This window comes from Neisseria sp. HMSC078H04, from assembly GCF_001838135.1.
In the GTDB taxonomy this organism is placed as follows: domain Bacteria; phylum Pseudomonadota; class Gammaproteobacteria; order Burkholderiales; family Neisseriaceae; genus Neisseria.
The window spans coordinates 328,413-350,443 of record NZ_KV835852.1; the positions used below are offsets into that span (position 1 = coordinate 328,413).

Below are 22,031 nucleotides of genomic sequence, written 5' to 3' on the forward strand. Positions count from 1 at the left end.
ATCATGGCGCGTTGGCGTTGGCCGCCGGAAAGTTGGAAAGGATAGGCCTGGGCTTTTTGCTCGGGCTGGTGGATGCCGGTTTCGTCCAGGAGTTCGATAGCGCGCGCCCATGCCTGTTTTTTATCCAAACCCAAATGCAGGGACAGGACTTCGGCGATTTGTTCACCGACACGCATGACGGGGTTGAGGGCGGTCATGGGTTCTTGAAACACCATGCCGATTTCGCGGCCGCGCAGTTTTTGCAGGGCGCGTTCGGGCTGGGTCAGCAGGTCGGTTCCGCAATATTTCAGACGGCCTTCAAAGGTAACCATCGGATTCAGGCGCATAATGCCTTGCGACAATACGGTTTTGCCGCTGCCGCTCTCGCCGACCAATGCCAGTTTGCGGCCGGGTTGCAAGGTCAGGTTGATATCGTGCAGGACTTGCTTGCTCGGAAAGGAGCCGTTTAGGTTTTCGATTTCGAGTATCGGTGTCGTCATGGTCGTGGCCGTCTGAAAAGGTTTGTGGAATACAGGTTGTTTTCAGACGGCCTGCATGAATCAAGAGGCCGTCTGAAACAGCGGTTTAGTCTTGAAACTGTTCTTTGAGTTTGCGTTTTAACACTTTGCCGGTGGCATTGCGCGGCAGCTCGTCTTGGAAGATGATTTGTTTGGGGATTTTAAAGTTTGCCAACAGGCCGCGCAGGTGGCTGCGGACTTCGGCTTCTTCCAGTTTCATGCCTTCTTTGAGTTGGATAAAGGCAATGATTTCTTCATCAGCATATTGGTCTTTCACGCCGATTACGGCGGCGGCTTCCACGGCTTCGAGTTTGTAGATGGCTTCTTCGATTTCGCGCGGATAGACGTTTTGGCCTTTGGAGATAATCAGGTCTTTTTTGCGGTCAACGATGAAGATAAAGCCGTCTTCGTCTATGGTGACGAAGTCGCCGGTTTTCAGCCAACCGTTGACAATGGTTTCATCTGTGGCGTCAGGCATATTGAGGTAGCCCTGCATGACCGAGCCGCCTTTGATGATGAGTTCGCCCACTTCGCCGCGCGGCACTTCGATTAATTCGTCATCGACGGCTTTCACGGTCAGGCCGGGTAGGGCAACACCGACGCTGGCGGTTTTTTGGCGCTCAGGCGTATTGACGGCCACGACGGGCGAGCATTCGCTCAAGCCGTAGCCTTCCAGCAATTTGGCACGCGGGAATTTGGTTTTGAAATCGTCAATGGTTTGTCCGGCCAAAGGCGCGCCGCCGCTGATAAACAGACGGACTCGGTTAAACCATCTGAAATACCAAGGGATTTTGGCTTTACTCATGGCGGTGTAAATAGCCGGTACGCCAAGGAAAATGGTAGCGCGTTTGAGCAAAACCTGTTTCAACACGTTGGAGAACGGGAAGACGGATTTGACCAAAATAATCGAGCAGGCTTGAGATATCGGCAGCAAAACCATGGCAGTCAGCGTAAAGCTGTGGAACATGGGCAAGAAGACGACGAAGCGGTCTTTTTGCGAGATTTGGAAAATTTGTTCGATGCCCGAAAGATTGGAAAACAGGTTGCTGTAACTGATTAATGCGCCTTTGGGATGGCCGGTTGTGCCGGAGGTGTAGATAATGTGCGCCAAATCGTTGACGGACGGCTGACGGCTCAGATTCGGCTTGCCGGGGAATGTACGCGCGGCATCGAAATAGCTGTCATCGCCACTGGCGGCGTTGGTTTCGCCAATCCAGATGATTTTATTGACTTTGGTTTTGGCTTTGATGTTTTTGAGTTCTTTGGCCAACGGCGCGGATGCGAACATAAAGCGTGCGCCGCAGTCATTGAGGATGTAGGAAAATTCTTCGCTTTTCAAAAAGACGTTGAGTGGGACGGCTACCGCGCCGATAGAGGTAATGGCGAAATAGGCGGCAATAAATTCGGGAGAGTTGGAAACGACAAGGGCGACCCTGTCGCCATATTGTACGCCTTGGTGTTGTAGATAGGCGGCGACGGTTTCTACTTCGCGTTTGAGGGAGGAATAGCTGATTTTTTCTTTGTCGTTGAAGATGACTGTGCCTTTACCGTTTTTTTGGCAGGCTGCAGTCAGCATAGCGTAAAAATTAGGGTGGGTGTGCATTTCGGAGTTTGTGTCCATATTGTGTCGATTGATGTACGGTTTCGATGAACCGTTTATTTCGAAGGATAGGTTTTACATCCTATCGGTAAAATAAGCAAGAGGCCGTCTGAAAATACTTTCAGACGGCCTTGAGCTTTGCTGGGCTTAGGAAAGCAATATTTTGAATTTAAACTTATTTATTGTGTTGATGGGAATATTCCCATTCTTCAAAGTCTGCCGTTCGGAAGATAGCGCAAGCCGATTGCGTTTCTGTCTCAAGCCATTTCGAGTTTACCGTTGAGTTTGAGGCAGAATCCTGATGACGGATTGGCAGAGCCGATGGTAGAGGCTTTAGACCTAGCCGTTGTTCAGACGGCCATCGGGTACTTTGTTAAACAGGCGATAGAAATTGTCGCTGGTGTTTTGTGCCAATGTTTCCAAGCTCTCGCCGCGCAGATTGGCTAAGAACTCGGCTGTATAGCGGACGTAGGAAGGTTCGTTTTGTTTGCCGCGTTTGGGAACCGGCGCGAGGAAGGGCGCATCGGTTTCTACCAAGATTCTATCGGCAGGGACGTATTTGGCTGCTTCCTGTATCAGTGGTGCATTTTTAAACGTCACAATGCCGGAGAAGGAGATGTATAACCCTAAATCCAAAGCGGCTTTGGCAAAGGCGATGTCTTCAGAGAAGCAATGAATCACGCCGGAGTTGGTGTGGCACTCTTTCAAAATCCGCAATGTGTCTTCGGCCGCATCGCGCGTGTGGACGATAACGGGCAGGCCGCTTTCGTTGGCTGCTTGGATATGGTCGGCAAAGCGTTGATGTTGCCATGACAAATCGCCTTTGCACCAGTAATAGTCCAAACCGGTTTCGCCGATACCGACGATTTTCGGATGTTTGGCCGCTTCTACCATTTCGGCGATGGTAAATTCTTCCGCTTCTTGGCTGTCGGGATGTATGCCGATGGTGCAGTAGATGTGGTCGTGCGCCTGGGCAATGTCGAAGACTTCGGCAAAACTTTGTTTGCTGACGCTGATGGCAAGCGCCTGCTTGACGCTTTGCGCTTCCATGTTGGCAAAGACTTCGGGCAGGCGGTCTTTTAAGCCGTCAAAGTTGAGATGACAATGTGAATCGATTAAATACATGGTATTACAGGGTAAAAGTAGTGCGGTCGCTGCGCAGACGCGGGCCAAGCTCGGCTTCGATCAGGTTTTTTGCCTGCAGGCAGCTTTCGTGTTCGGAGAATGCAAGGCCTACGCCTTTGGGGCGGTGGGCTGAAGTGCGCGCCGGATTGATCCAAACGACTTTGGTTGGCAGGAAGCGTTTGGGATAGTCGGCGATTTCCACGGCCAAGAGAATGTCTTCGCCTAGGGAGAATACGTCATCGGTCGGTACGAACAGGCCGCCGTGTTCTAAAAACGGCATATAGCAGTTGTACAGCAGATTGGGGTCTTTGAGTTGCAAAGCCAACATCTTCGCCGGAATGTCTTTTTTATTCATCATTTATTACCTGTTAGGGTTTGTTTTGCCAAAAATCCAAATATTCGATAAGCAGATACTCAAGCTGCATTTTAACACTCAAGGTATGGTATCCGTAAGGGTTGAGCGCGTTCAGACGGCCCAATAGGGCAAACAGCTTGCGTGAATCGGTTTTAGAGGCCGTCTGAAGCAGGGCTTGGGCATGGTGCGGATAATAAAGTGGCGCCATGCTTTGTTGTGCCAAGCCGACATCTATCAGCCATTTTTGCAGCCAGTCGATGAAAATGGCCAGCGGTTGTTTTTGTTTGTCGAACGCGGCGGCGTAGTCGAGTATGGCCAACAGGCGCGGGGCAGCCAGCAACGTCAGCAACTCTTCGCGCAATGCGTCTAATTCGGGAGCAGGTGTGAATAAAGGCGCGCCGCTGTGGAATGCCAACAAGGCTTCAGCATTTCCCACTCCTTGTTGACGCAGATATGCCGCAGCTTGTTCATGGGTAGGCGAAGGCAGCACCATCTGGCGGCAACGGCTTTTGATGGTAGGCAGGAGTTTGTCGCGCGCGTGGGTAACGAGCAGGAAAACAACGTGTTGCGGCGGCTCTTCCAAAGCTTTCAACAAACCGTTTGCCGCCTGTGTATTCATGCTTTCCGCTGGATGCACCAATACCACGCGCAGTCCGCCGCGGACAGCGGTCAGGTAAATGTTTTCCACAATATCGCGTACGGCATCGATTTTGATTTGCAGGAGTTTGCGTCCCGTTGCCTCGCCTTCGGGCATTTCCGGCGTGAGTTCGTAAAAGTCGGGATGCGTGTTTTGGCTGAACAAATGGCACGAAGCGCACTCGCCGCAGGGTTCATGGCCGGACTTGGGCGATTCGCACAGCAATGCCTGCGCGACAAAGCGGGCAAACTCGGTTTTGCCGGTATTTTCTTTGCCGGTAAACAGCCAAGCGTTGGGACGGTTTTGCCAATGGGCGGCGAGCTGTTGCCATTGGGTTTCATGCCATGGATAAATCATATCGTTTGGGAACTATAAGGTAGGTGGTTATTATACTCTCAGGCCGTCTGAAAAAGGTTTCAGACGGCCTTTAATAAATTGCCTAAAAATTAATCAAATATTAATTTATTTTGAAATATCAATTATTAAGCTTACTTATTCACAGCCTTTGCACACGCTTGTTTGGGGAAAATGTGCATTTTGTTTGGCAGTAAAGTTGTGCTTAAAATTTAGGCAGATGTGTTTTTTAATTTTAAATCAGACAGTAATCTGATTTATGCACAAGCTGTCCACGCGATTGAACAGTGAAAATGTGCATGGTGGGGAGACATTTCAGACGGCCTTATTTGCTGATTTTCAATAAAGCGGTCAAATCCCCGATAAATTTTGGTTCCCGTTTGATGAGGTAAACAATCAACGGAATATTACCTACGGCAACAATCAAATATAGCAGCGTGATGCTGTTGAACAACATCAGCAAAACCGCGCTCAGAATGGCAGCCGACACCATAAACACACCATTGATGATGTTGTTGGCAGCGATGGCGTGGGCGCGGAAGGTTTCGCTGCTGGCAGTTTGCAGCCAAGTGTAGAGCGGTACGGAGAAGAAACCGCCGAAAAAGCCGATGGCCGACATCACGAGCATAATCGGATACGCTTGGGCTTGCGATAAAAACCAAATAATGCCGTTTAATTCGGTAAAGCGTTGGCCTTGGGTCAGCCACACCAGCAATAATCCATAGACCGTCAGCCCCAGAGTGCCGATGGTAACCAAGCCCAAAATCAGGCGTTCGTGGCTGAGTTTGGCGCATAATACCGAGCCGATAGCGATGCCGATGGAGAACAGCGCCAACATCAGGTTGAACACATTATCGTTGCCGCCCAAATGGATTTGCGTGAACGTCGGCAGTTGGGTGGTATAAACCGAGCCGATAAACCAAAACCATGAAATACCGATGATGGAAGTGAATACGGGACGATTGGCCGCCGCTTCACGAATCAGTGAATTCGTGTCTTTGATGATGTTCCATTCGATTTTTGTGTCCGACATTTTAGCGGGTACAGACGGCATAAACAGGCTGGCCATCGAGCCGCCGATAGCGACCAATAACACCAAACCACCAACAATATACGGCGGAACACCTGCAACTGCGGTGCCCAAAATTTGGCCGAGCAAAATGGCGATAAACGTACCCGATTCAATCAGGCTGTTGCCCATAATCAGCTCTTTGTCGTTGAGGTAATCGGGCAAAATCGCGTATTTCAGCGGGCCGAACAAGGTCGATTGCGTGCCCATGCAAAACAGGCAGATTAAAAGCAAAGGCGCGGATTGGATGTAGAAGCCATACGCCGCCACTGCCATGATGATGATTTCCAACAGCTTGATCCAGCGCGCCAAAACTGCTTTATCAAATTTGTTGCTCAGCTGTCCTGACAGCGCGGAAAACAGGAAGTAGGGCAGAATAAACAGCATTGCGCCCAAATTCAGCATTTGGCTGGGCGGCAGAAAGTCGTTTTTACCCAAACCGTAAAAACTGATCATCACGAATAATGCGGTTTTGAACATATTATCGTTCAACGCGCCCAAAAACTGCGTCCCAAAGAGCGGCGCAAAACGGCGGGTCGTGTGGAAATTCAGATTGTCTTTTTTAAGGCTCATTGTTTGGATTCTTTGTCTTCGTCTTTTTCGATCAGTTTTTCAGTGGAATCGTCGTCCATCAAAATGCGGTGCGCAGGTCCTTCAAGGTCGTCAAACTGTCCGTTTTTACCCGACCACCAGAAAAACCAACCGATGATAAAGGCCAAAATAATGCTGATGGGGACAAGGATAAACATACTTTCCATTACATCGCTCCGGTCAAATCGGTCAGGATAAAGGTTTTACCGCTGATGGTCAGGTATTCGTTGCGCAGCACGCCGATGTTTTTATCATCAAAAAACAATTCGATATGGTCTTTAACCACGCGCCAGTATTGCGGGATATCGGTTTGCTCAAAAGGCGACAATACCGCCGCTTCGGCTGCGTCTTCACTTTGCAGCTTGATTACAAAGCGTCCGCTTTGCGGCGGATTTTGCGATTCATCGTCTGCCAGCATAATGAAAAATCCGGCGTGTTCGCCGTCTTGAGTGTGGATACTGAAATAATGCATATCGGTAAATTTTCAAAACCGCCGTCATTTTTTCAGACGGCCTAAAATAAAATTCCGTCCATTTTACATCAAATATTAAGTCAAGCAGCCGATTACATTTTTTGTTAGAATACGACGTTTACTTTGTTAATCTGTTCAGACCGCTACCCACTATGTCCCACAAGGGGTGCAACCCAGCCGGAGCAGCAGTAAGGCCCCGACAAAAAATGCCGTCTGAAACCTCAAGGAGCATAAAAATGTCACAAAAATTAATCTTGGTTTTGAACTGCGGTAGCTCTTCCCTCAAAGGTGCCGTATTGGATAACGACAGCGGCGAAGTATTGCTGAGCTGCCTGGCAGAAAAGCTCAATCTGCCTGATGCCTACATTACCTTTAAATTCAACGGCGAAAAACACAAAGTTGACCTGTCTGCCAAGCCCGACCACACCGGCGCAGTTGAAGCCCTGATGGAAGAACTCAAAGCCCACGGCCTCGACAGCCGCATCGGCGCCATCGGTCACCGCGTCGTCAGCGGCGGCGAGTTGTATAGCGAATCCATCCTCGTTGACGACGAAGTTATCGCCGGCATCGAAAAATGTATTCCGCTCGCTCCGCTGCACAACCCGGCACACCTTTTGGGTCTGCGTGCCGCACAAAGCATTTTCAAAGGTTTGCCTAACGTTGTCGTATTCGACACTGCCTTCCACCAAACCATGCCGGAACATGCCTACACCTACGCTGTTCCACATGAATTGTATGAAAAATACGGCTTGCGCCGCTACGGTGCACACGGTACCAGCTACCGCTTCGTTTCTGACGAAACTGCACGCTTCCTCGGCAAAGACAAAAAAGACCTGCGCATGGTTATTGCCCACTTGGGTAACGGCGCATCTATCGCGGCAGTTGCCAACGGCGAATGTAAAGATACCAGCATGGGCCTGACTCCGCTGGAAGGTTTGGTAATGGGTACACGCAGCGGCGATATCGACCCTTCAGTTTTCAGTTTCTTGGCTGAAAACGCCAACATGACCATTTCCCAAATTACTGAAATGCTGAACAAAAAATCCGGCCTGCTCGGTATCTCCGGTTTGTCCAATGACTGCCGCACCATCGAAGAAGAAGCTGCAAAAGGTCATCCAGGCGCCAAACTGGCTTTGGAAATGTTCATCTACCGCTTGGCTAAATACATCGGCAGCATGACAGTCGCGGCAGGCGGTTTGGACGCATTGGTCTTCACCGGCGGTATCGGTGAAAACTCCGACATCATCCGCGAACGTGTATTGGGCTACTTGGGCTTCCTCGGTCTGTACATCGACCAAGAAGCCAACCTGAAAGCCCGCTTCGGCAATGCCGGTGTGATTACCACTGCCGACAGCAAAGCTGTTGCCGTTGTGATTCCTACCAACGAAGAATTGATGATTGCACACGATACTGCCCGTCTGAGCGGCCTGTAATCCGTCATCATTGAAAACCTGTCCGCAAGGGCAGGTTTTTTGTTGTGTATAGATGAAGAAAATTTTTAGAATATATTGAGAAAAGCCGGTAAACATTACGTTTGCCGGCTTTTCCGTTTGATCCACTCGCAGTTTCTGCGAATTCTCTTTTAAGTATTTTTCATAGGGTTGCATGAATGCTATTTCTTACCGTTCTTAATACCCTCACTCAACACCTGTTGAAAACGCTCGTAATCACAAAAGCCCTTTTCATCTTTTTCACAGCCTTTGAGCGTTAAAGCTGTTTGGTTTGGTGGTGTCGCTAAACTTAATGGCGTGGTGTTAATCAGCTGTTCGGTAGATTGATACACATAATCCAACTTAAATTTGAGCTTACCACTTGGTTTGTGCTTCCATACTTCAAATAGCAGCTTGCCACCGATTGGGATATTTTCCAATGAACCATCTAATTCATAAGGCTCAACACCTAATGCAGCCAGCAGAGCGACGATATTAGAATCGTGTCCAACCAATAAGTTAATTTTATTTTCGCTATTTAGCTGCTGCTGAATAAATGCCAATAACGGATATGATGCATTTTGTGCTAACGCTTCATTGTTTTTAAATAAAGTGCGGTAATATTCGTTTTTAATTTCGTTAATTGCGCGCCATTTTTCTTGGCTATCCACACGACCGTTTGCAATTTCAGAATCAGGCTTACCCACATAATGTGCGAGCAATAATGCACTGACAATTTTCTTCCCGGTGCTGATAGAACCCGTAATCTTGACCGACTTGCCATCTTTGATACTGTATTCACCGACTTTTCCACCTAAATCACATTCGCCTTTTTGCAAGCAGTTTGGTGAATTTTTATAATCGATGATTTCACTCAATAGCGCATAATTTGGCGCTAATTTTTGCTGTAAAGCGGTTAAATCAACGTTATTTTTTGCAGATTCAATCAAAGCTTGGCTTGGATTGTGCGCCTGCGTGTTAAAAATTGGATCTTTTTCTGAACCAATTTCACCGTGATGTTGCAGTTGAACATTACAGCCTGCAAAAGCTCCCGCCACAATGGCCTGACCTGTTGCAATGGTGCGTTGCACTCCATTCGCATAAGCGAAAATACCTTCACCCGATGCACAACGATCTGTCGTTAATAATCCTTTATCCGCAAGCCATTGTCCTAAATATTGGCCGAAATAGGTTTCTAGCACTGTCCCTTTTGCCGTGAGATAACCAGATGGCACATCCCATTTTGCCCACGCATACGGGGAATATTTCGCCATTTCTTGCGGATCTTTTTCCACTGGTGAACGCAATCCGTGTCGGCTGAAAATCAATACTTTCTCTAATTCATAATCAGAACTTGAGGAAGTTTGACCATTTTCTGTTGCAAACGCACTACTTGCTAAAGCTGAGCCAAGCAAAAGTGCGGTGAATTTTAGGGTTATTTTTTTCATATTCGATACCTAATCATTTAATGTTGAAATTGAGCTATAAAAATTCAAGGCATATTTGGTGCCGTAAACTAACACCATAAATACTGCAACAATATTGACTACCGCTTAATCAGTGCAATATTAAGATACTGATAGATAGGTTTAGAACTTATAACTGATGGTAAACAGCAAAGTCCTGCCTCGTGCGTAGTTGTTCAAAACGGAGCGTGTCGTACCGCCATATTTGCCATTGCATAAACCGTTGGCATCGCATTCGACTTCCTCATCATCTAAACCGCCTTTTCTTTCAAATACGCTGAAATAGCGCTGGGTTGCGGCATCATTTGCGGCATCCAAAGGATCGACATAGCGTTTATTGAACGCATTTTGAATGTCAAAACGAAGGATAAGGTTTTTCTTCGGTTCATAATTGGCATAGAAATCAAAAATCATCGGCTGTCTGTTGATGCTTTCTGTTTTTTTGATCACCCTTCTGCCCATTTGATGTGAAGAGTAGGTATTGGCGCCGGTTGTCCCGTCAACAAATTCCTCCTCAGTCGTCGCCCGTGTACTTTTGCCGTAATAGCGCATAATGCCGCCGATGGTCAATTTGTTGCCCAACCATCGGGATCCTAATTCAAACCGACCATAATCTCGGGGTAAGCGTGAAATTTTGCTTAAGCCGTAGCCCTGTTTAATTTGGTCTTCTTTAGAAGAGTTGCGGGGCGATTCGCTGGCATCGCTATAATTGGTTGGCTGGTTGGTTTTTTGATAGGCGTAAGACAGGGTTGTAAAAAAGCGGCCGAAATCATAGTTCATTTCCACTTCCAAACCATTTTTATGGACAGGTTTGGCATAGTTTCGATGCTGGATGGAGTATTGCAGGCCGGTACTGGTTACCCAGCTGGGTGCTTTATCCAAATCCCACCATTTGCCATAAACATTGTGGATATAGTTGTTTATCCTGCTGCGATAGGCGACCAGTTTGAAACCCAATACATCGTCCGGCTTGAAAATCCCTTTTTTGAAGGTATTGAAGCCTATTTGGTAAGTATTGGCCTGTTCCGGCTTGAGGGCGGTATTGACGCCTGAGTCGCCTATTTGTGAAAAATACATTTCTTGAATATTCGGCATTCTATGCGTACGCGAATAGCTGATAAACGGCATAAAATAGTCGTTGACATTGATGTTTAATGCCACCGAATGATTTACCACATGCTTTTTACCGGATTTGGTATAAACCGGTTCGTAAAGGTCGCAGCTTGGTGTGCAATGCTGTTTATAAATTTCAGAATCTTCTCCAAATGCTTTTTTAAAGTCTTCTTGGGTATTGAAGTAGTCGGTATATTCGCCCTTATAGCGGTAGTTGACCATATTGGCGCTGTAATTCAATTGATAAATGCCTTTTTTCAAGGAAGTATCAAAATAGAACGTATTGAATTTTTGCTGGCCTGAAGGTTGCAATATCGTTGATTTTTGGGGAAAGATTCCTTTGTCGCCTTTGAAGCGGCCTAAAAAGCTGTACAGGCCGGCATCTTGATCCGGGCCGTCGTAAAACAGGCTCAGCTCTTCCGGAAAACGGTTTTTACTGTATTGGTTTTTAAAGAAATTGAAACCGACGGTGGCTTTTAAATCTGTTTTGTTGGGAAGTTTGAAAGAAAAGCTGTTGTTGATATCCAAAAGATTGGCTGTGTTTTTGGTTTCTAAATAATCAAGCAGCCCCCATCCTGAAAAACGTGAGTTTTTCGGATATTTTTGTTTTCCCAAATTATGGGCGGCCAACACGTTTAAATCGATATAATCGCCAATGTTTAAGTTGTAATTGGCTTGATAGTTGCGGTTTTCTACTTTGCGGCTGCCGATACGGTTGTTCATGGTACGAAGCTGAAGGTCCAGCTTGTTGTTGTCGTTTTCGTATTCCACTTTGACCAAATGGCTGTTTGAGCGTTGTTGCAGGCTGGTCGGGTCGATTGGAGTCAGGTCCCATTGCGGTGCTAAATTCTCTTTCCAGCTTCTTTCCAAGTCATCGACATAATCTCTTTGCAAAACCTCAGGATCGTTATATTTTTTGGAGAAAGGGTAGTCCCAATAGCTTTTACCGACTGCGTTACGCTTGGAAAAATCGCGAACCCAGAGATTTTGTTCGTGGTCGAATTTCAATAGGTTGCTCTCAAAATATTCTTGTTTTTTACGGTCCAAATATTCCTCGCCAAAATTGCCGATACGCTGACCGCCGCCGCCCACTTTATAGTTTTGCTCGACATTACGGTGGCTGTAACCATATAACGCACCAACGCGCGCACCGCTGTCAAGCCATTTTTGTACAGCTCCGGTTGCCATAAAGTTGCTTTTGGTGCTGTTTGTGCCGGTCAATCCTTTGGTCAAGAGGCCGAAGGTATTGTTTCCGTGTACCACATCGTCTACCCGTAAAGTACGGAAATTGGCTGTACCGGATAAGGTATTGATGCCGTTGGCACCCGAGAAACTGCCTTTGGTTACATCGACGCCGGCAATGAAATTGGGATCTAGTGCCGTACCGAATTGCGAGGAGCTGCCGCTGCGTCCGGCATCGGCAGAAGTGGAATAGAAGGTTTGGGTTACGCCGTCAACCATCGTATTGACGCGTCCCAAACCGCTATCGCCACGAATATTGACCGCCAATACCCCCGATCCCTTGTCTTGTTGGGTGAAAACGCCGGGCATGCTCCGAACGATGGTATCGATGTTTTCGCTGGATTGATAAACGCGTTCACGCGAACTTTTGGCTTGGCCTTCGGTAAAAACTTTTTTCTCTTTGGCAATGTGTTTACCTTTGACTTGAATTTCATCAAGCTCTTGAGTTGAAAACTCTTCTTCTGCGTGTGCGATACTTGTTATAGCCAGTAAAGATAATGTTAGTAGATTTAATTTGAAATTCGGATTCATGATAGTTACCTCAGAAACGAAGCTGCTACTGTATAACATATTATTAAACTTTACAAATATTTTGATAATGGTTTTTATTTGTTAAAAAATAAAGTAGATTCTTGTTTTAGGAGATAATCCAACCGCATATGATTAATCTGGCTGAAAAGATAAAGCAGGTCTGAATTTGAATTTGGTTGGTCGAGAAAAGGCTAGATTTAATTGAATTTAAATAGCTGGAAGAAGAAAATTTGATTGCGATATGTGAATTGAGCCGTCGGTTTCAAATGAAACCGGTAAAAAACATGAAATGCAAAATATAAAACCAATATAGAAAGATTTGAAGTCAATTGAAGAAAAGGCCGTCTGAAAATGATATTTCAGACGGCCTTTATTGCTTTAAGCCTTATTCCGGACCGCGGAATGTGTCGTGGCAGGATTTACAGGTTGCACCGGTTTCGCCGTAAGCGGCTTTGATTTCTTCGAGCTTGCCGGTTTGGGCGGCAGCGTTGAGTTTTTCAACCGCAGCGACGAATTTTTCTTCTTCGGCTTTGAAGGTTGCCGTGTCTGTCCAGATGGCAGGCAGGGCGCGGCCGTTGCCTTGAGGGTCGGATTCAAACAAGGTGAACGGTTTTTTGCTGTTTTCGGCGAAGGTTGCGGCGGCTTGTTTGAATTTTTCTACGTCGTAAGGCTCTTCGTCTTTGACCATTTTGCCCATGCGGGTAAACTCGGGCATCATGGATTTGAATGCGGCCGTACGGTCTTCGGAAATAGGGCCTTTAGGCTGGGAGGGCGCGCCGTTGCCGCCGCAGGCGGTCAGGGTAAGCGCCACTGCCGCCAAAGCGACAGGGAGAAAACGGGTTTTCATATGGAGTGTGTCCTATTGTAATGATATGATTATCGTTAAATTTAAAATCAGCCGGCCAAACTCTCAGGCCGTCTGATAAGGCGTTATCATACCTTAAACCCAAGTCTGAAACGAGTATAGAAAGGAAACGATATGGCAATTTTGATTACCGGTGCATCGGCAGGATTTGGTGCGGCAATGTGCCGAACCTTTGTTGCGGCAGGCTATCATGTCATCGGCGCGGCAAGGCGCGAAGACAAATTGCAGCAGTTGGCAGAGGAATTGGGCGAGCAGTTTTACCCTTTGGAAATGGATGTTTCTCGTACGGAGTCAATTCAAAACGCTTTAAACAGCCTGCCCGAGCATTTATCCGAAATCGATTGCCTGATCAACAACGCTGGTTTGGCTTTAGGTCTGGATACTGCCGATAAAGCCGATTTTGGCGATTGGGAAACCATGATTCAAACCAATATCATTGGCCTGACTTTTCTGACCCGCCAGATTTTGCCGCAAATGGTAGCGCGCAAACAAGGCTACATTATCAATTTGGGTTCGATTGCCGGCAGTTATGCTTATTCCGGCAGTAATGTCTATGGCGCGACCAAGGCTTTTGTGCGCCAATTCAGTATGAACCTGCGCGCCGAATTGGCAGACAAAAACATCCGCATTACCAATATCGAACCGGGCTTGTGCGGCGATACCGAGTTTTCCAACGTCCGTTTCAAAGGCGACGATCAGCGTGCGGCCGAGGTTTATGAGAATGTCGAGTTTATCCAGCCGCAAGATATTGCCGATACCGCTTTATGGCTCTATCAACGTCCTGCGCGGATGAACGTCAATTCCATCGAAATCATGCCGGTCGCCCAGACCTTTGCAGGCATGAAAGTTTACCGCGATGAGCCTGCTCCGGTGAAGGAAGAAACGTTTGAAAAACAAAGCATGTCTTTGTTTGGAAAAATTAAATCTTGGTTTAAGTAATCGGCATCAGGCCGTCTGAACGTTTCAGACGGCCTCTTTGTTATCTGAAATTGAACAAACACGTTATAATGTAATTTTTTATTAACAAGGCCGTCTGAAAGGCTGTTTCAGTTATGAACGCAATCAAACAAAAAATCTTAGAACAAGCGCAGCGCGATGGTGTGCAGGTAACCGCTTTGCGCGAGCAAGTGCTTGATATTGTTTTGAAACAAAGCGGCGTGATTAAAGCCTACAACGTTCTGTCGCAGATGCAGCAGCAAAGCGAGGGCGTGGTTGCGCCGCCAACGGCCTACCGCGCCCTTGATTTTTGGGCAGAACAGGGCGTTTTGCACAAAGTGGCGGCGGTCAACGGCTATATTTTGTGCAGCCACGCGCAGCATGAGTGCAACGACCATTGTCACGACCACGAAGAAGCCGAAGCGCACCACAGCGCGTTTATTTTAGTTTGTACCGAATGCGGTACGGCAGATGAGCAGACCTTGAGCCAAGAATGGGCGGCATTGCGTGCAGGCGTGGCCGAAGCCGGTTTCTCATTAAAAGAAGAACATGTTGTTTTAACAGGAATTTGTAAAAAATGTCAGAAGTAAAAAAGACTAAAGTCCACCTGATTTCAGGCTTCCTCGGAACAGGCAAAACCACCGCACTCAAAAGCCTGATGGCGCAAAAAGACCCGAATGAAAAATGGGTCATCATCGTCAACGAATTTGGCGAAATCGGCATTGACGGCGCCGTCTTGAGCGACAACGGCATTCCCGTAGCTGAAATCGCCGGAGGCTGTTTGTGCTGTACTGCCGGCGCGCAAATGGGTACGACCGTACAAAAAATGCTGCGCGACGCCCAACCCGACCGCTTGATGATTGAAGCCAGCGGCCTGGCGCACGCCGCCAGCGTTATCGACGAACTGAAAGCCAAACCGCTCGACAGCATGCTGGAAATCGGCGCCGTCTTTACCGTTGTTGATCCGCGCCAATTCATTAATCCCGATTACGCGCAACAAGCTTTGTATAAAGACCAAATCGGCATTTGTGATGTATTGGTTGCCAGCAAAACCGACTTGTGCACGCCGGAGCAACTTGCCGAATTTCATGATAAAGCAGTCAAACTGTTTCCGCCCAAAGCCAAAGTGGTTGAAGTCCAAAATGCGCAGCTCGACATCCAGTGGCTTGATATTCCCGTGGTCGAAAAATCGCGCTACCGCCTCAAAGCCCTGCCGGACAACACTATGGGCTTCCAGTCGCAAGGCTTTACTTTCCCTGCCGGACGCGATTTCGACGGTGAAAAGCTGACCGATTTCTTCAACGACCTGCCTAAATTGACAGACGGTCTCGTGCGTGCCAAAGGCGTGTTCCAAGTGCTCGGTACATGGGTATGGCTGAACTGGGTGGACGGTCAATGGGGCGCAAACCAAGTTTCATGGCGCCGCGATTCTCGCTTTGAGCTGATTGCCAAATCCTTTGACGCGGATTTGATTGAGAAAAAATTGCTGGAGGCTTTGGAGAAGTAAATCATCGTCCAAATGCTTATTAATCCGTTACGATAACGCCGTCTGAAGCAAGCGGTTTCAGACGGCCTTCAAATCAAAAAAATAGAGGAACACTTAACCATGTGGCGTTATATCTTTCATCGTTTGCTCCTTTTGATTCCCACGCTGTTGGGGATTTTGGCGATTACCTTCGCCGTGATTCAGTTTGTTCCCGGCGGCCCGGTGGAGCAGATGGTTCAGCAGCTGACTCAGGGTGCGGTTGGCGGCGAGACGGCGGGGCGCAGTATTCCCGGAACTTTGGCTAAAAACGGCAACCGCATCAGTGCGGAAGATTTGGCCGCTCTGAATGCTTTATACGGTTTCGACAAGCCGCCTGTAACGCGTTTTGTCGATATGGTATGGAAATTCGCCCGGTTCGACTTGGGTGAGAGCTTTTTCCACCATCAAACCGTATTTGAGCTGGTGAAAGAGAAAATGCCGGTATCGATGAGTTTGGGTTTGTGGACGTTCTTCCTAACTTATTTGATATGTATTCCGTTGGGTATTGCCAAGGCGGTCAGGGATGGCAGCCGATTCGATACGATTACGGGTATGATCATTTTGGTCGGTTATACTGTACCGCCGTTTGTATTGGGTTTGGTGTTGCTGGTGTTGTTTGGTGGCGGCAGCTTTTTTGCCTGGTTCCCGCAGGGCGGTTTGGTGGGCGATGATTTCGATACGCTCTCTTGGGCAGGTAAAGTCAAAGATTATTTGTGGCATATGGCTTTGCCGATTACTGCTTCGGTAGCAGGCAACTTGGCGGTGATGACCGTATTGACGAAAAACGTGTTCCTTGAAGAAATCCGCCGTCAATATGTTTATACCGCGCGAGCCAAGGGCTTGCCTGAGAAGCAGATTTTGTGGAAGCATATTTTCCGCAACGCCATGATTCCTCTGATTACCGGTTTCCCGGCCGCATTTATCGGTGCATTCTTTACCGGAAGTCTGTTGATTGAAACGCTGTTCTCGCTGGATGGTTTGGGTTTGCTGTCTTACGAGGCAGTGATGAAACGCGATTATCCTGTCGTAATGGGTACGCTGTATGTGTTCACACTGATGGGGTTGTTGGCTAAATTGGTGTCGGATATTTCTTATTCGTGGGTCGATCCGCGCATTCACTTTGGCGGACAGAAATAAGGCCGTCTGAAAATATCTTCAATCCATTATTAAAGAATGTTTCGAACCATGAAAAAGAAAAAATCTACTTCAAACCCTACTTGGCAAGCCTTTAAGCAGCATAAGCGCGGTTGGTTGGCTTTGCGGATTTTGGCCGTTTTGTTTGTCGTCACTTTGCTTGCGCCTTTGTGGAGCAACGACAAACCTTTGTGGATACGCTATCAGGGCGAGTATTTCTTCCCCTTGGTAAACGAATACAACGAAACCGCATTTGGCGGCGATTTCGATACGCCTGCGGATTATTTGGATCCGCTTATCCGCCACAACATCACTTCAGACGGCAATTTTGCCCTTTACCTGCCCAATCCTTACGATGCCGATACCTTAAACGATTTCGATACGGCCCCCGATCCTGCCAAGCCGTCCGAACGGCATATCTTGGGAACGGACGACCGCGGCCGCGACCTGTTGGCGCGCTTGGTTTATGGTTTCCGCGATTCGCTGCTGTTTGCCTTGGTGTTGACCGTGGTGACTACCGTGATCGGCGTGGTTGCAGGCGCGGTGCAGGGTTATTTCGGCGGCAAAACCGACCTTCTGATGCAGCGTTTTATCGAGGTTTGGGGCGGTATGCCGGAGCTGTACCTCTTGATTATCCTGTCTTCGTTCTTTAATCCGGGACTGTTGATTTTGCTGGTATTGCTGTCGCTTTTCGGCTGGATGGGCTTGTCTGACTATGTCCGTGCCGAGTTTTTGAAAAACCGCCAGACCGATTATGTTTTGGCGGCGCGCGCGATGGGTGTGGGCAACCGTGAAATCATGTGGCGCCATATCCTGCCCAACAGCTTGACGCCGGTATTGGCCTTCCTGCCTTTCCGTATTTCCGGTGCGGTACTCGCCCTGACCAGTTTGGACTTCTTGGGCTTGGGCGTACCTGCCTCACAGGCGAGCTTGGGTGAGTTGCTGGCGCAAGGCAAAGACAACTTGGACGCGTGGTGGATCGGCTTGTCTGCCGTTGCTACGCTGACGGTAATGCTGCTTTTGCTGGTCATGATCGGCGAAGGTTTGCGTCAGGCATTTGACGTACGCGCACGCAGTTAATTGCTTTTCTAAAGCGTGAAGAGGGTGGGCGGAAAAGCCTGTCCTGCATTCTTAGGGCCGTCTGAAAAGTTTCAGACGGCCTCATCCATTCGTTTGAATCATTAAAAACCATGAATCAAGAAATCACATTTCTTACTCTTTTTCTGCTCGGCTTTTTTGGCGGAACGCATTGTGTCGGTATGTGCGGCGGATTGAGCAGCGCATTTGCTTTGCAGCTGCCGCCACATTTAAACCGAATCGGCCTGATTGTATTGTTGAACTTGGGGCGCATCAGCAGCTATGTCATCATTGGCCTGTTGGTCGGCTTGGTCGGGCAGGTCGGCATTTCCTTGGACGATACGCGTGCAGTTCAAAACGGTTTGTATATTGCCGCCAATGTTTTGCTGCTTTTGCTCGGTCTGTATCTTGCCGGTATTTCGACTGCTGCAACCAAAATCGAAGGCATCGGCAAACCGATATGGAAACGCCTGAATCCTTTGCTGAACAAATTGCTGCCGATTAAATCGGTGCCTGCCTGTTTCGGCGTGGGCGTGCTTTGGGGTTGGCTGCCTTGCGGTTTGGTGTACAGCGCGTCTTTGTATGCTTTGGGCAGCGGCAATGCCTTGCACGGCGGGCTGTATATGCTGGCGTTTGCATTGGGGACCTTGCCGAACCTGCTCGCGATGGGCATATTTGCCGCGCAGTTGAAAACCTTTCTGCAAAAACGCATGGTTCGTTTGTGCGCCGGATTATTGGTGGCAGGATGGGCGATATGGCGCTTGGCCGTATTTGCAATGGGGCAAATCGGGTAAGGTAAAAATTTGTTGTTTTGCAATTAAAAAGGCCGTCTGAAAGATTTTCAGACGACCTTTTTACAAGAAAGATTTAATGTATCAAATTCCAAGCCATCTTGGCGGCAATCAGCAGCAACATAATGCCAAAGGCGATTTTGAGTTTTCGGGCGGGCAGCTTGTGCGCTGTTTTAACGCCGAGCGGAGCAAAGAGGATGGTGGCAACGCTCAATATGGCCACGGCCGGAAGATAGATAAAGCCTGCCGCGCCTTCAGGCAGGTTGGCAATATGCAAACCGTTGGCAAAATAGCCGATGGTGCCGGCAATCGCAATCGGCCATGCTAGACCTGAAGATGTGCCGATGGCGCGGTGCGCCGGAAAGTTGCAATACAGTAGGAATGGAACAGATAGTGAACCGCCGCCGATACCGACCCAGCTCGAAGCTGCGCCAAAAATCGTGCCGACGGCTGTCAGGCCGGGGAGGGCGGGTAGGGTGCGTGAAGGTGTGGGTTTGGAATCGCGTAGGGTTTTGAGGGCGATAAAGGCAAGAAATGCAATAAAGAAAATCTGCAAAGCCAGTGTCGGCATATATTTTGCCGTTACCGCGCCGAGGAGTACGCCGAGTATCATGCCTGGCGTCATTCGGCGGACGGTCGCCCAATCGATGGCGTGCTTTTTATGTTGGGCGTACATACTGGAGAAGGTGGTAAACACCATTACGGCAAAGGAAGTGCCGATGGCAAGATGCTGGGCATAGGGGTGGCCGCCTATGCCTTGCAGTTGCAATGCCCATAAGACAACGGGAACAATCAACGTGCCGCCGCCTACGCCGAACAGTCCGGCAATAAAGCCCGCCGCGCTACCGACGGCGAGCAGGGCAAGGATGATGTCCCAAGACCACATTTCAGACGGCCTTGTCGTGTTTGTGAGTTTTATGGCGTTTTTTAAACCAACGGATGACTGCCATCACATAACCGGACAGGCTGTAACCGAGGAAAAACAGGAAGAGGATGAGCGAAGGCTCCCAATTAATCAAAAGCAAAATCAACACGGCCAACACCATGCCCATAAACGGCACTTGGCGGCGGACGTTGATTTCTTTAAAGCTCCAAAACGGAATCTGCACAATCATGGAAATGCCGGCAAACAGGGTAATGCCCAATGCCCACCAATGCACTCCGGGGAAGCGTTCAAAGCTGTGATTGACCCAAATCAGGCCGACAATCAACGCTGCGGCGGTCGGGCTTGGAACGCCGATAAACCAGCGTTTATCGACTTTGCCGATAAGCGTGTTGAACAGTGCCAAACGCAGGGCGGCGCAGGCGCAGTAGATAAAGGCGATGGAATAACCGATTTTGCCAAACTGCCAAAGTTGCCATTTGTAGGCAATCAGGGCAGGCGCTACGCCGAAGCTGACCATATCTGCAAGGCTGTCGAGCTGTTCGCCGAACGCGCTCTGGCTGTTGGTCAAACGGGCAACGCGTCCGTCCATGCCGTCGAGCAGCATGGAAAGGAAGACTGCAATCGCTGCCGTTTCATAACGTCCGTGCATGGACTGTGTAATGGCGAAGAACGCGCAAAACAGTGCTGCGATGGTAAAGGAATTGGGCAGCAGGTAAATGCTGTTTTTGCGGATGGAGTTGCGTGGAGGAATCGGATTTTCTGTATTTTGTGAGTTGTCCATAATGTTTCCGTATATGCTGCGTGTGCAGATGAGGCATTATACCGCATTGGCAGGTTAAGGATTTTTAACAGGCAAACATAGTTTCACTTCAATCGCATAAAGTTTCAGACGGCCTTTATTGCGTCAGTCAAACAACTCGCCCTGCGCCTGCTCTTTGGTCACGCGTACGTCGGTTTCGCCGTCGGCAAAAGTGATGTGCAGTTTCTGTCCTTGTTTCAACGTATCGGCATTGCGGATAACTTGTCCGCGGGTGTTTTTGACGACGGAGAAGCCGCGCTCCAGAATATGCTGCGGAGATACGGCTTCGAGCAATGCGGCTTGGGCGGTCAGGCTTTGACGGCGGTGGGTAAGCAGCTGGCGGAAGGAATGCGACAAGGTCGTTTGAAAGTGGTTGATGTTGTTTTTGTAAACAGAAACATCAGGACGGCAATGTTTTAGGGTTTGGGTTTGGCGTTCGAAACGGGCGGTGTGGGCGCGGAGATTTTGCGTCATCGAGTAAGACAGCGTTTGCGCCAGCTTGCTGATTGAAGCGCGCTGATCGTCAAGTTTTTGGCGCGGATGACGGATTTGCCGCGCCAACCAGTCGAGTTTTTGGCTGGCATCGAAATAGCGTTGTTCCAAAACGGTTTTCAGATGGCCTTGCGCTTGGGCGAGACGATGTAGCGATTCTTGGCGGTTGGGGCTGACCAATTCTGCCGCGCCGGTCGGTGTCGGTGCACGCACGTCGGCAACAAAGTCGGCAAGTGTGAAATCGGTTTCGTGGCCTACGCCGCTGACGACGGGAATCGCGCAGGTTTCGATGGCGCGCACAACCGGCTCTTCATTAAACGCCCACAAGTCTTCAATGCTGCCGCCGCCACGGCAGACAATCAGCACGTCACATTCGGCGCGTTGCGAAGCGGTTTTAATCGCTTGGGCAATTTGCAACTCGCTGCCTGTGCCTTGTACGGGTGTCGGATAAACGATAACGGGGATTTCGGGTGCGCGGCGGTTTAAGGTGGTCACGACATCGCGCAATGCCGCTGCCGCCAGACTGGTGACGATGCCGATACATTGCGGGCGGGCGGGCAACGGTTTCTTGCGTTCCGCCGCAAACGCGCCTTCCGCCTGCAACTGAGCTTTCAATCGCTCATAGGCTTCGTAAAGTTGCCCCAAACCTTTGAGCCGTACTTCGTTTACAGTAATTTGAAATTCGCCCCGCGCTTCATAAATGCTGATTTTTCCTGATACTTCGATATGGTCGCCTTCTTTCAAAGGCTTTGCCAAGCGCATGGCTGCACCCTTAAACATCGCGCAACGCACCTGCGCGCGGCTGTCTTTGAGCGAGAAATAATAATGTCCGCTGGCAGCACGGGTCAGGTTGGATACTTCGCCGGCAATCCACAAGCCTGCGAGATGGTCTTCCAACAAGGCTTTAGCGAGGGCGTTGAGTTCGGATACGGAAATAGAGGAGGGCGCGAAGAGTTCGGACATTGCGAAACAGGAAAAATTTGGGAAAGTTGAATTATAAGGGTTTTAGAGCGATTCGTTGTATTCGTTTTTATGAAACTTGCG

Annotated in this window: 21 protein-coding genes; 7 read left to right on the forward strand and 14 right to left on the reverse strand. The window is 48.8% G+C overall.

What is annotated here, in order from left to right:
• From HMPREF2560_RS10245 to HMPREF2560_RS10280, 8 genes are all read right to left on the reverse strand, one after another.
• Positions 1–479, reverse strand: a 479-nt coding sequence (locus HMPREF2560_RS10245) for an ATP-binding cassette domain-containing protein (RefSeq protein ID WP_141762601.1), incomplete at its 3' end; no start/stop codon positions are given.
• Between the two features lie 85 nt (positions 480–564).
• Positions 565–2,118 carry a fatty acid--CoA ligase gene (locus HMPREF2560_RS10250; protein ID WP_070607741.1) on the reverse strand — a complete coding sequence of 518 codons (1,554 nt, stop codon included), beginning with the start codon at positions 2,116–2,118 and terminating at the stop codon, positions 565–567.
• Between the two features lie 318 nt (positions 2,119–2,436).
• A complete protein-coding gene (locus tag HMPREF2560_RS10255) occupies positions 2,437–3,222 on the reverse strand; it encodes a TatD family hydrolase (RefSeq protein ID WP_070607738.1) in 786 nt (261 codons plus the stop codon).
• 4 nt (positions 3,223–3,226) lie between these two features.
• Positions 3,227–3,580, reverse strand: a complete 354-nt coding sequence (locus tag HMPREF2560_RS10260; RefSeq protein WP_003682949.1) for a PilZ domain-containing protein — start codon at positions 3,578–3,580, stop codon at positions 3,227–3,229.
• Between the two features lie 10 nt (positions 3,581–3,590).
• Positions 3,591–4,571, reverse strand: a complete 981-nt coding sequence (locus HMPREF2560_RS10265) for a DNA polymerase III subunit delta' (protein ID WP_070607733.1) — start codon at positions 4,569–4,571, stop codon at positions 3,591–3,593.
• Between the two features lie 322 nt (positions 4,572–4,893).
• The gene (locus HMPREF2560_RS10270; protein ID WP_070873863.1) at positions 4,894–6,210 is read right to left on the reverse strand and encodes an MFS transporter; all 1,317 of its coding nucleotides are present in this window, start codon (positions 6,208–6,210) and stop codon (positions 4,894–4,896) included.
• Positions 6,207–6,395: a cbb3-type cytochrome oxidase assembly protein CcoS gene (gene ccoS, locus HMPREF2560_RS10275; RefSeq protein ID WP_003681462.1), complete on the reverse strand. Its 189-nt coding sequence runs from the start codon at positions 6,393–6,395 to the stop codon at positions 6,207–6,209. The genes HMPREF2560_RS10270 and ccoS overlap by 4 nt, the downstream gene beginning before the upstream one ends.
• Positions 6,395–6,700, reverse strand: coding sequence for an HLGFF motif protein (locus HMPREF2560_RS10280; protein WP_070607728.1), 306 nt, complete (start codon positions 6,698–6,700; stop codon positions 6,395–6,397). Before HMPREF2560_RS10280 ends, ccoS begins: the two co-directional genes overlap by 1 nt.
• A gap of 236 nt (positions 6,701–6,936) precedes the next feature.
• Here HMPREF2560_RS10280 and HMPREF2560_RS10285 point away from each other — a divergent pair, with 236 nt between their 5' ends.
• Entirely contained in the window at positions 6,937–8,133 is a 1,197-nt protein-coding gene (locus tag HMPREF2560_RS10285; RefSeq protein ID WP_070607724.1) for an acetate kinase, read from the forward strand.
• Between the two features lie 179 nt (positions 8,134–8,312).
• On the opposite strand, the gene HMPREF2560_RS10290 is transcribed toward HMPREF2560_RS10285, so the two are convergent.
• The 3 genes from HMPREF2560_RS10290 to HMPREF2560_RS10300 all read right to left on the reverse strand — a co-directional run bounded on the left by HMPREF2560_RS10290 (position 8,313) and on the right by HMPREF2560_RS10300 (position 13,329).
• Entirely contained in the window at positions 8,313–9,578 is a 1,266-nt protein-coding gene (locus HMPREF2560_RS10290; protein WP_036490205.1) for a histidine-type phosphatase, read from the reverse strand.
• A 141-nt stretch (positions 9,579–9,719) separates the two neighbouring features.
• Positions 9,720–12,482 (reverse strand): TonB-dependent receptor domain-containing protein, encoded by a 2,763-nt coding sequence (locus HMPREF2560_RS10295; protein WP_070607721.1) that lies wholly within the window; start codon positions 12,480–12,482, stop codon positions 9,720–9,722.
• A 385-nt stretch (positions 12,483–12,867) separates the two neighbouring features.
• Positions 12,868–13,329 carry a c-type cytochrome gene (locus HMPREF2560_RS10300; RefSeq protein WP_070607718.1) on the reverse strand — a complete coding sequence of 154 codons (462 nt, stop codon included), beginning with the start codon at positions 13,327–13,329 and terminating at the stop codon, positions 12,868–12,870.
• Between the two features lie 132 nt (positions 13,330–13,461).
• Here HMPREF2560_RS10300 and HMPREF2560_RS10305 point away from each other — a divergent pair, with 132 nt between their 5' ends.
• The 6 genes from HMPREF2560_RS10305 (at position 13,462) to HMPREF2560_RS10330 (ending at position 18,813) form a co-directional block, all read left to right on the forward strand.
• Positions 13,462–14,286, forward strand: a complete 825-nt coding sequence (locus HMPREF2560_RS10305) for an SDR family oxidoreductase (protein WP_070607715.1) — start codon at positions 13,462–13,464, stop codon at positions 14,284–14,286.
• 113 nt (positions 14,287–14,399) lie between these two features.
• Entirely contained in the window at positions 14,400–14,873 is a 474-nt protein-coding gene (locus tag HMPREF2560_RS10310) for a Fur family transcriptional regulator (RefSeq protein WP_070607712.1), read from the forward strand.
• Positions 14,861–15,790, forward strand: a complete 930-nt coding sequence (locus HMPREF2560_RS10315; RefSeq protein ID WP_070607709.1) for a CobW family GTP-binding protein — start codon at positions 14,861–14,863, stop codon at positions 15,788–15,790. The genes HMPREF2560_RS10310 and HMPREF2560_RS10315 overlap by 13 nt, the downstream gene beginning before the upstream one ends.
• Before the next feature lie 99 nt (positions 15,791–15,889).
• Positions 15,890–16,945 (forward strand): ABC transporter permease subunit, encoded by a 1,056-nt coding sequence (locus HMPREF2560_RS10320; protein WP_070607706.1) that lies wholly within the window; start codon positions 15,890–15,892, stop codon positions 16,943–16,945.
• Positions 16,946–16,981: 36 nt separating this feature from the next.
• The gene (locus tag HMPREF2560_RS10325; RefSeq protein ID WP_049333261.1) at positions 16,982–18,022 is read left to right on the forward strand and encodes an ABC transporter permease; all 1,041 of its coding nucleotides are present in this window, start codon (positions 16,982–16,984) and stop codon (positions 18,020–18,022) included.
• A gap of 110 nt (positions 18,023–18,132) precedes the next feature.
• A complete protein-coding gene (locus tag HMPREF2560_RS10330) occupies positions 18,133–18,813 on the forward strand; it encodes a sulfite exporter TauE/SafE family protein (RefSeq protein WP_070607704.1) in 681 nt (226 codons plus the stop codon).
• Positions 18,814–18,886: 73 nt separating this feature from the next.
• On the opposite strand, the gene HMPREF2560_RS10335 is transcribed toward HMPREF2560_RS10330, so the two are convergent.
• The 3 genes from HMPREF2560_RS10335 to xseA form a co-directional block, all read right to left on the reverse strand.
• Entirely contained in the window at positions 18,887–19,696 is an 810-nt protein-coding gene (locus HMPREF2560_RS10335; RefSeq protein ID WP_070607702.1) for a sulfite exporter TauE/SafE family protein, read from the reverse strand.
• Between the two features lies 1 nt (position 19,697).
• Positions 19,698–20,477: a CDP-diacylglycerol--serine O-phosphatidyltransferase gene (gene pssA, locus HMPREF2560_RS10340; protein ID WP_070607700.1), complete on the reverse strand. Its 780-nt coding sequence runs from the start codon at positions 20,475–20,477 to the stop codon at positions 19,698–19,700.
• A gap of 123 nt (positions 20,478–20,600) precedes the next feature.
• Entirely contained in the window at positions 20,601–21,950 is a 1,350-nt protein-coding gene (gene xseA / locus HMPREF2560_RS10345; protein WP_070607697.1) for an exodeoxyribonuclease VII large subunit, read from the reverse strand.
• Positions 21,951–22,031 lie beyond the last annotated feature (81 nt).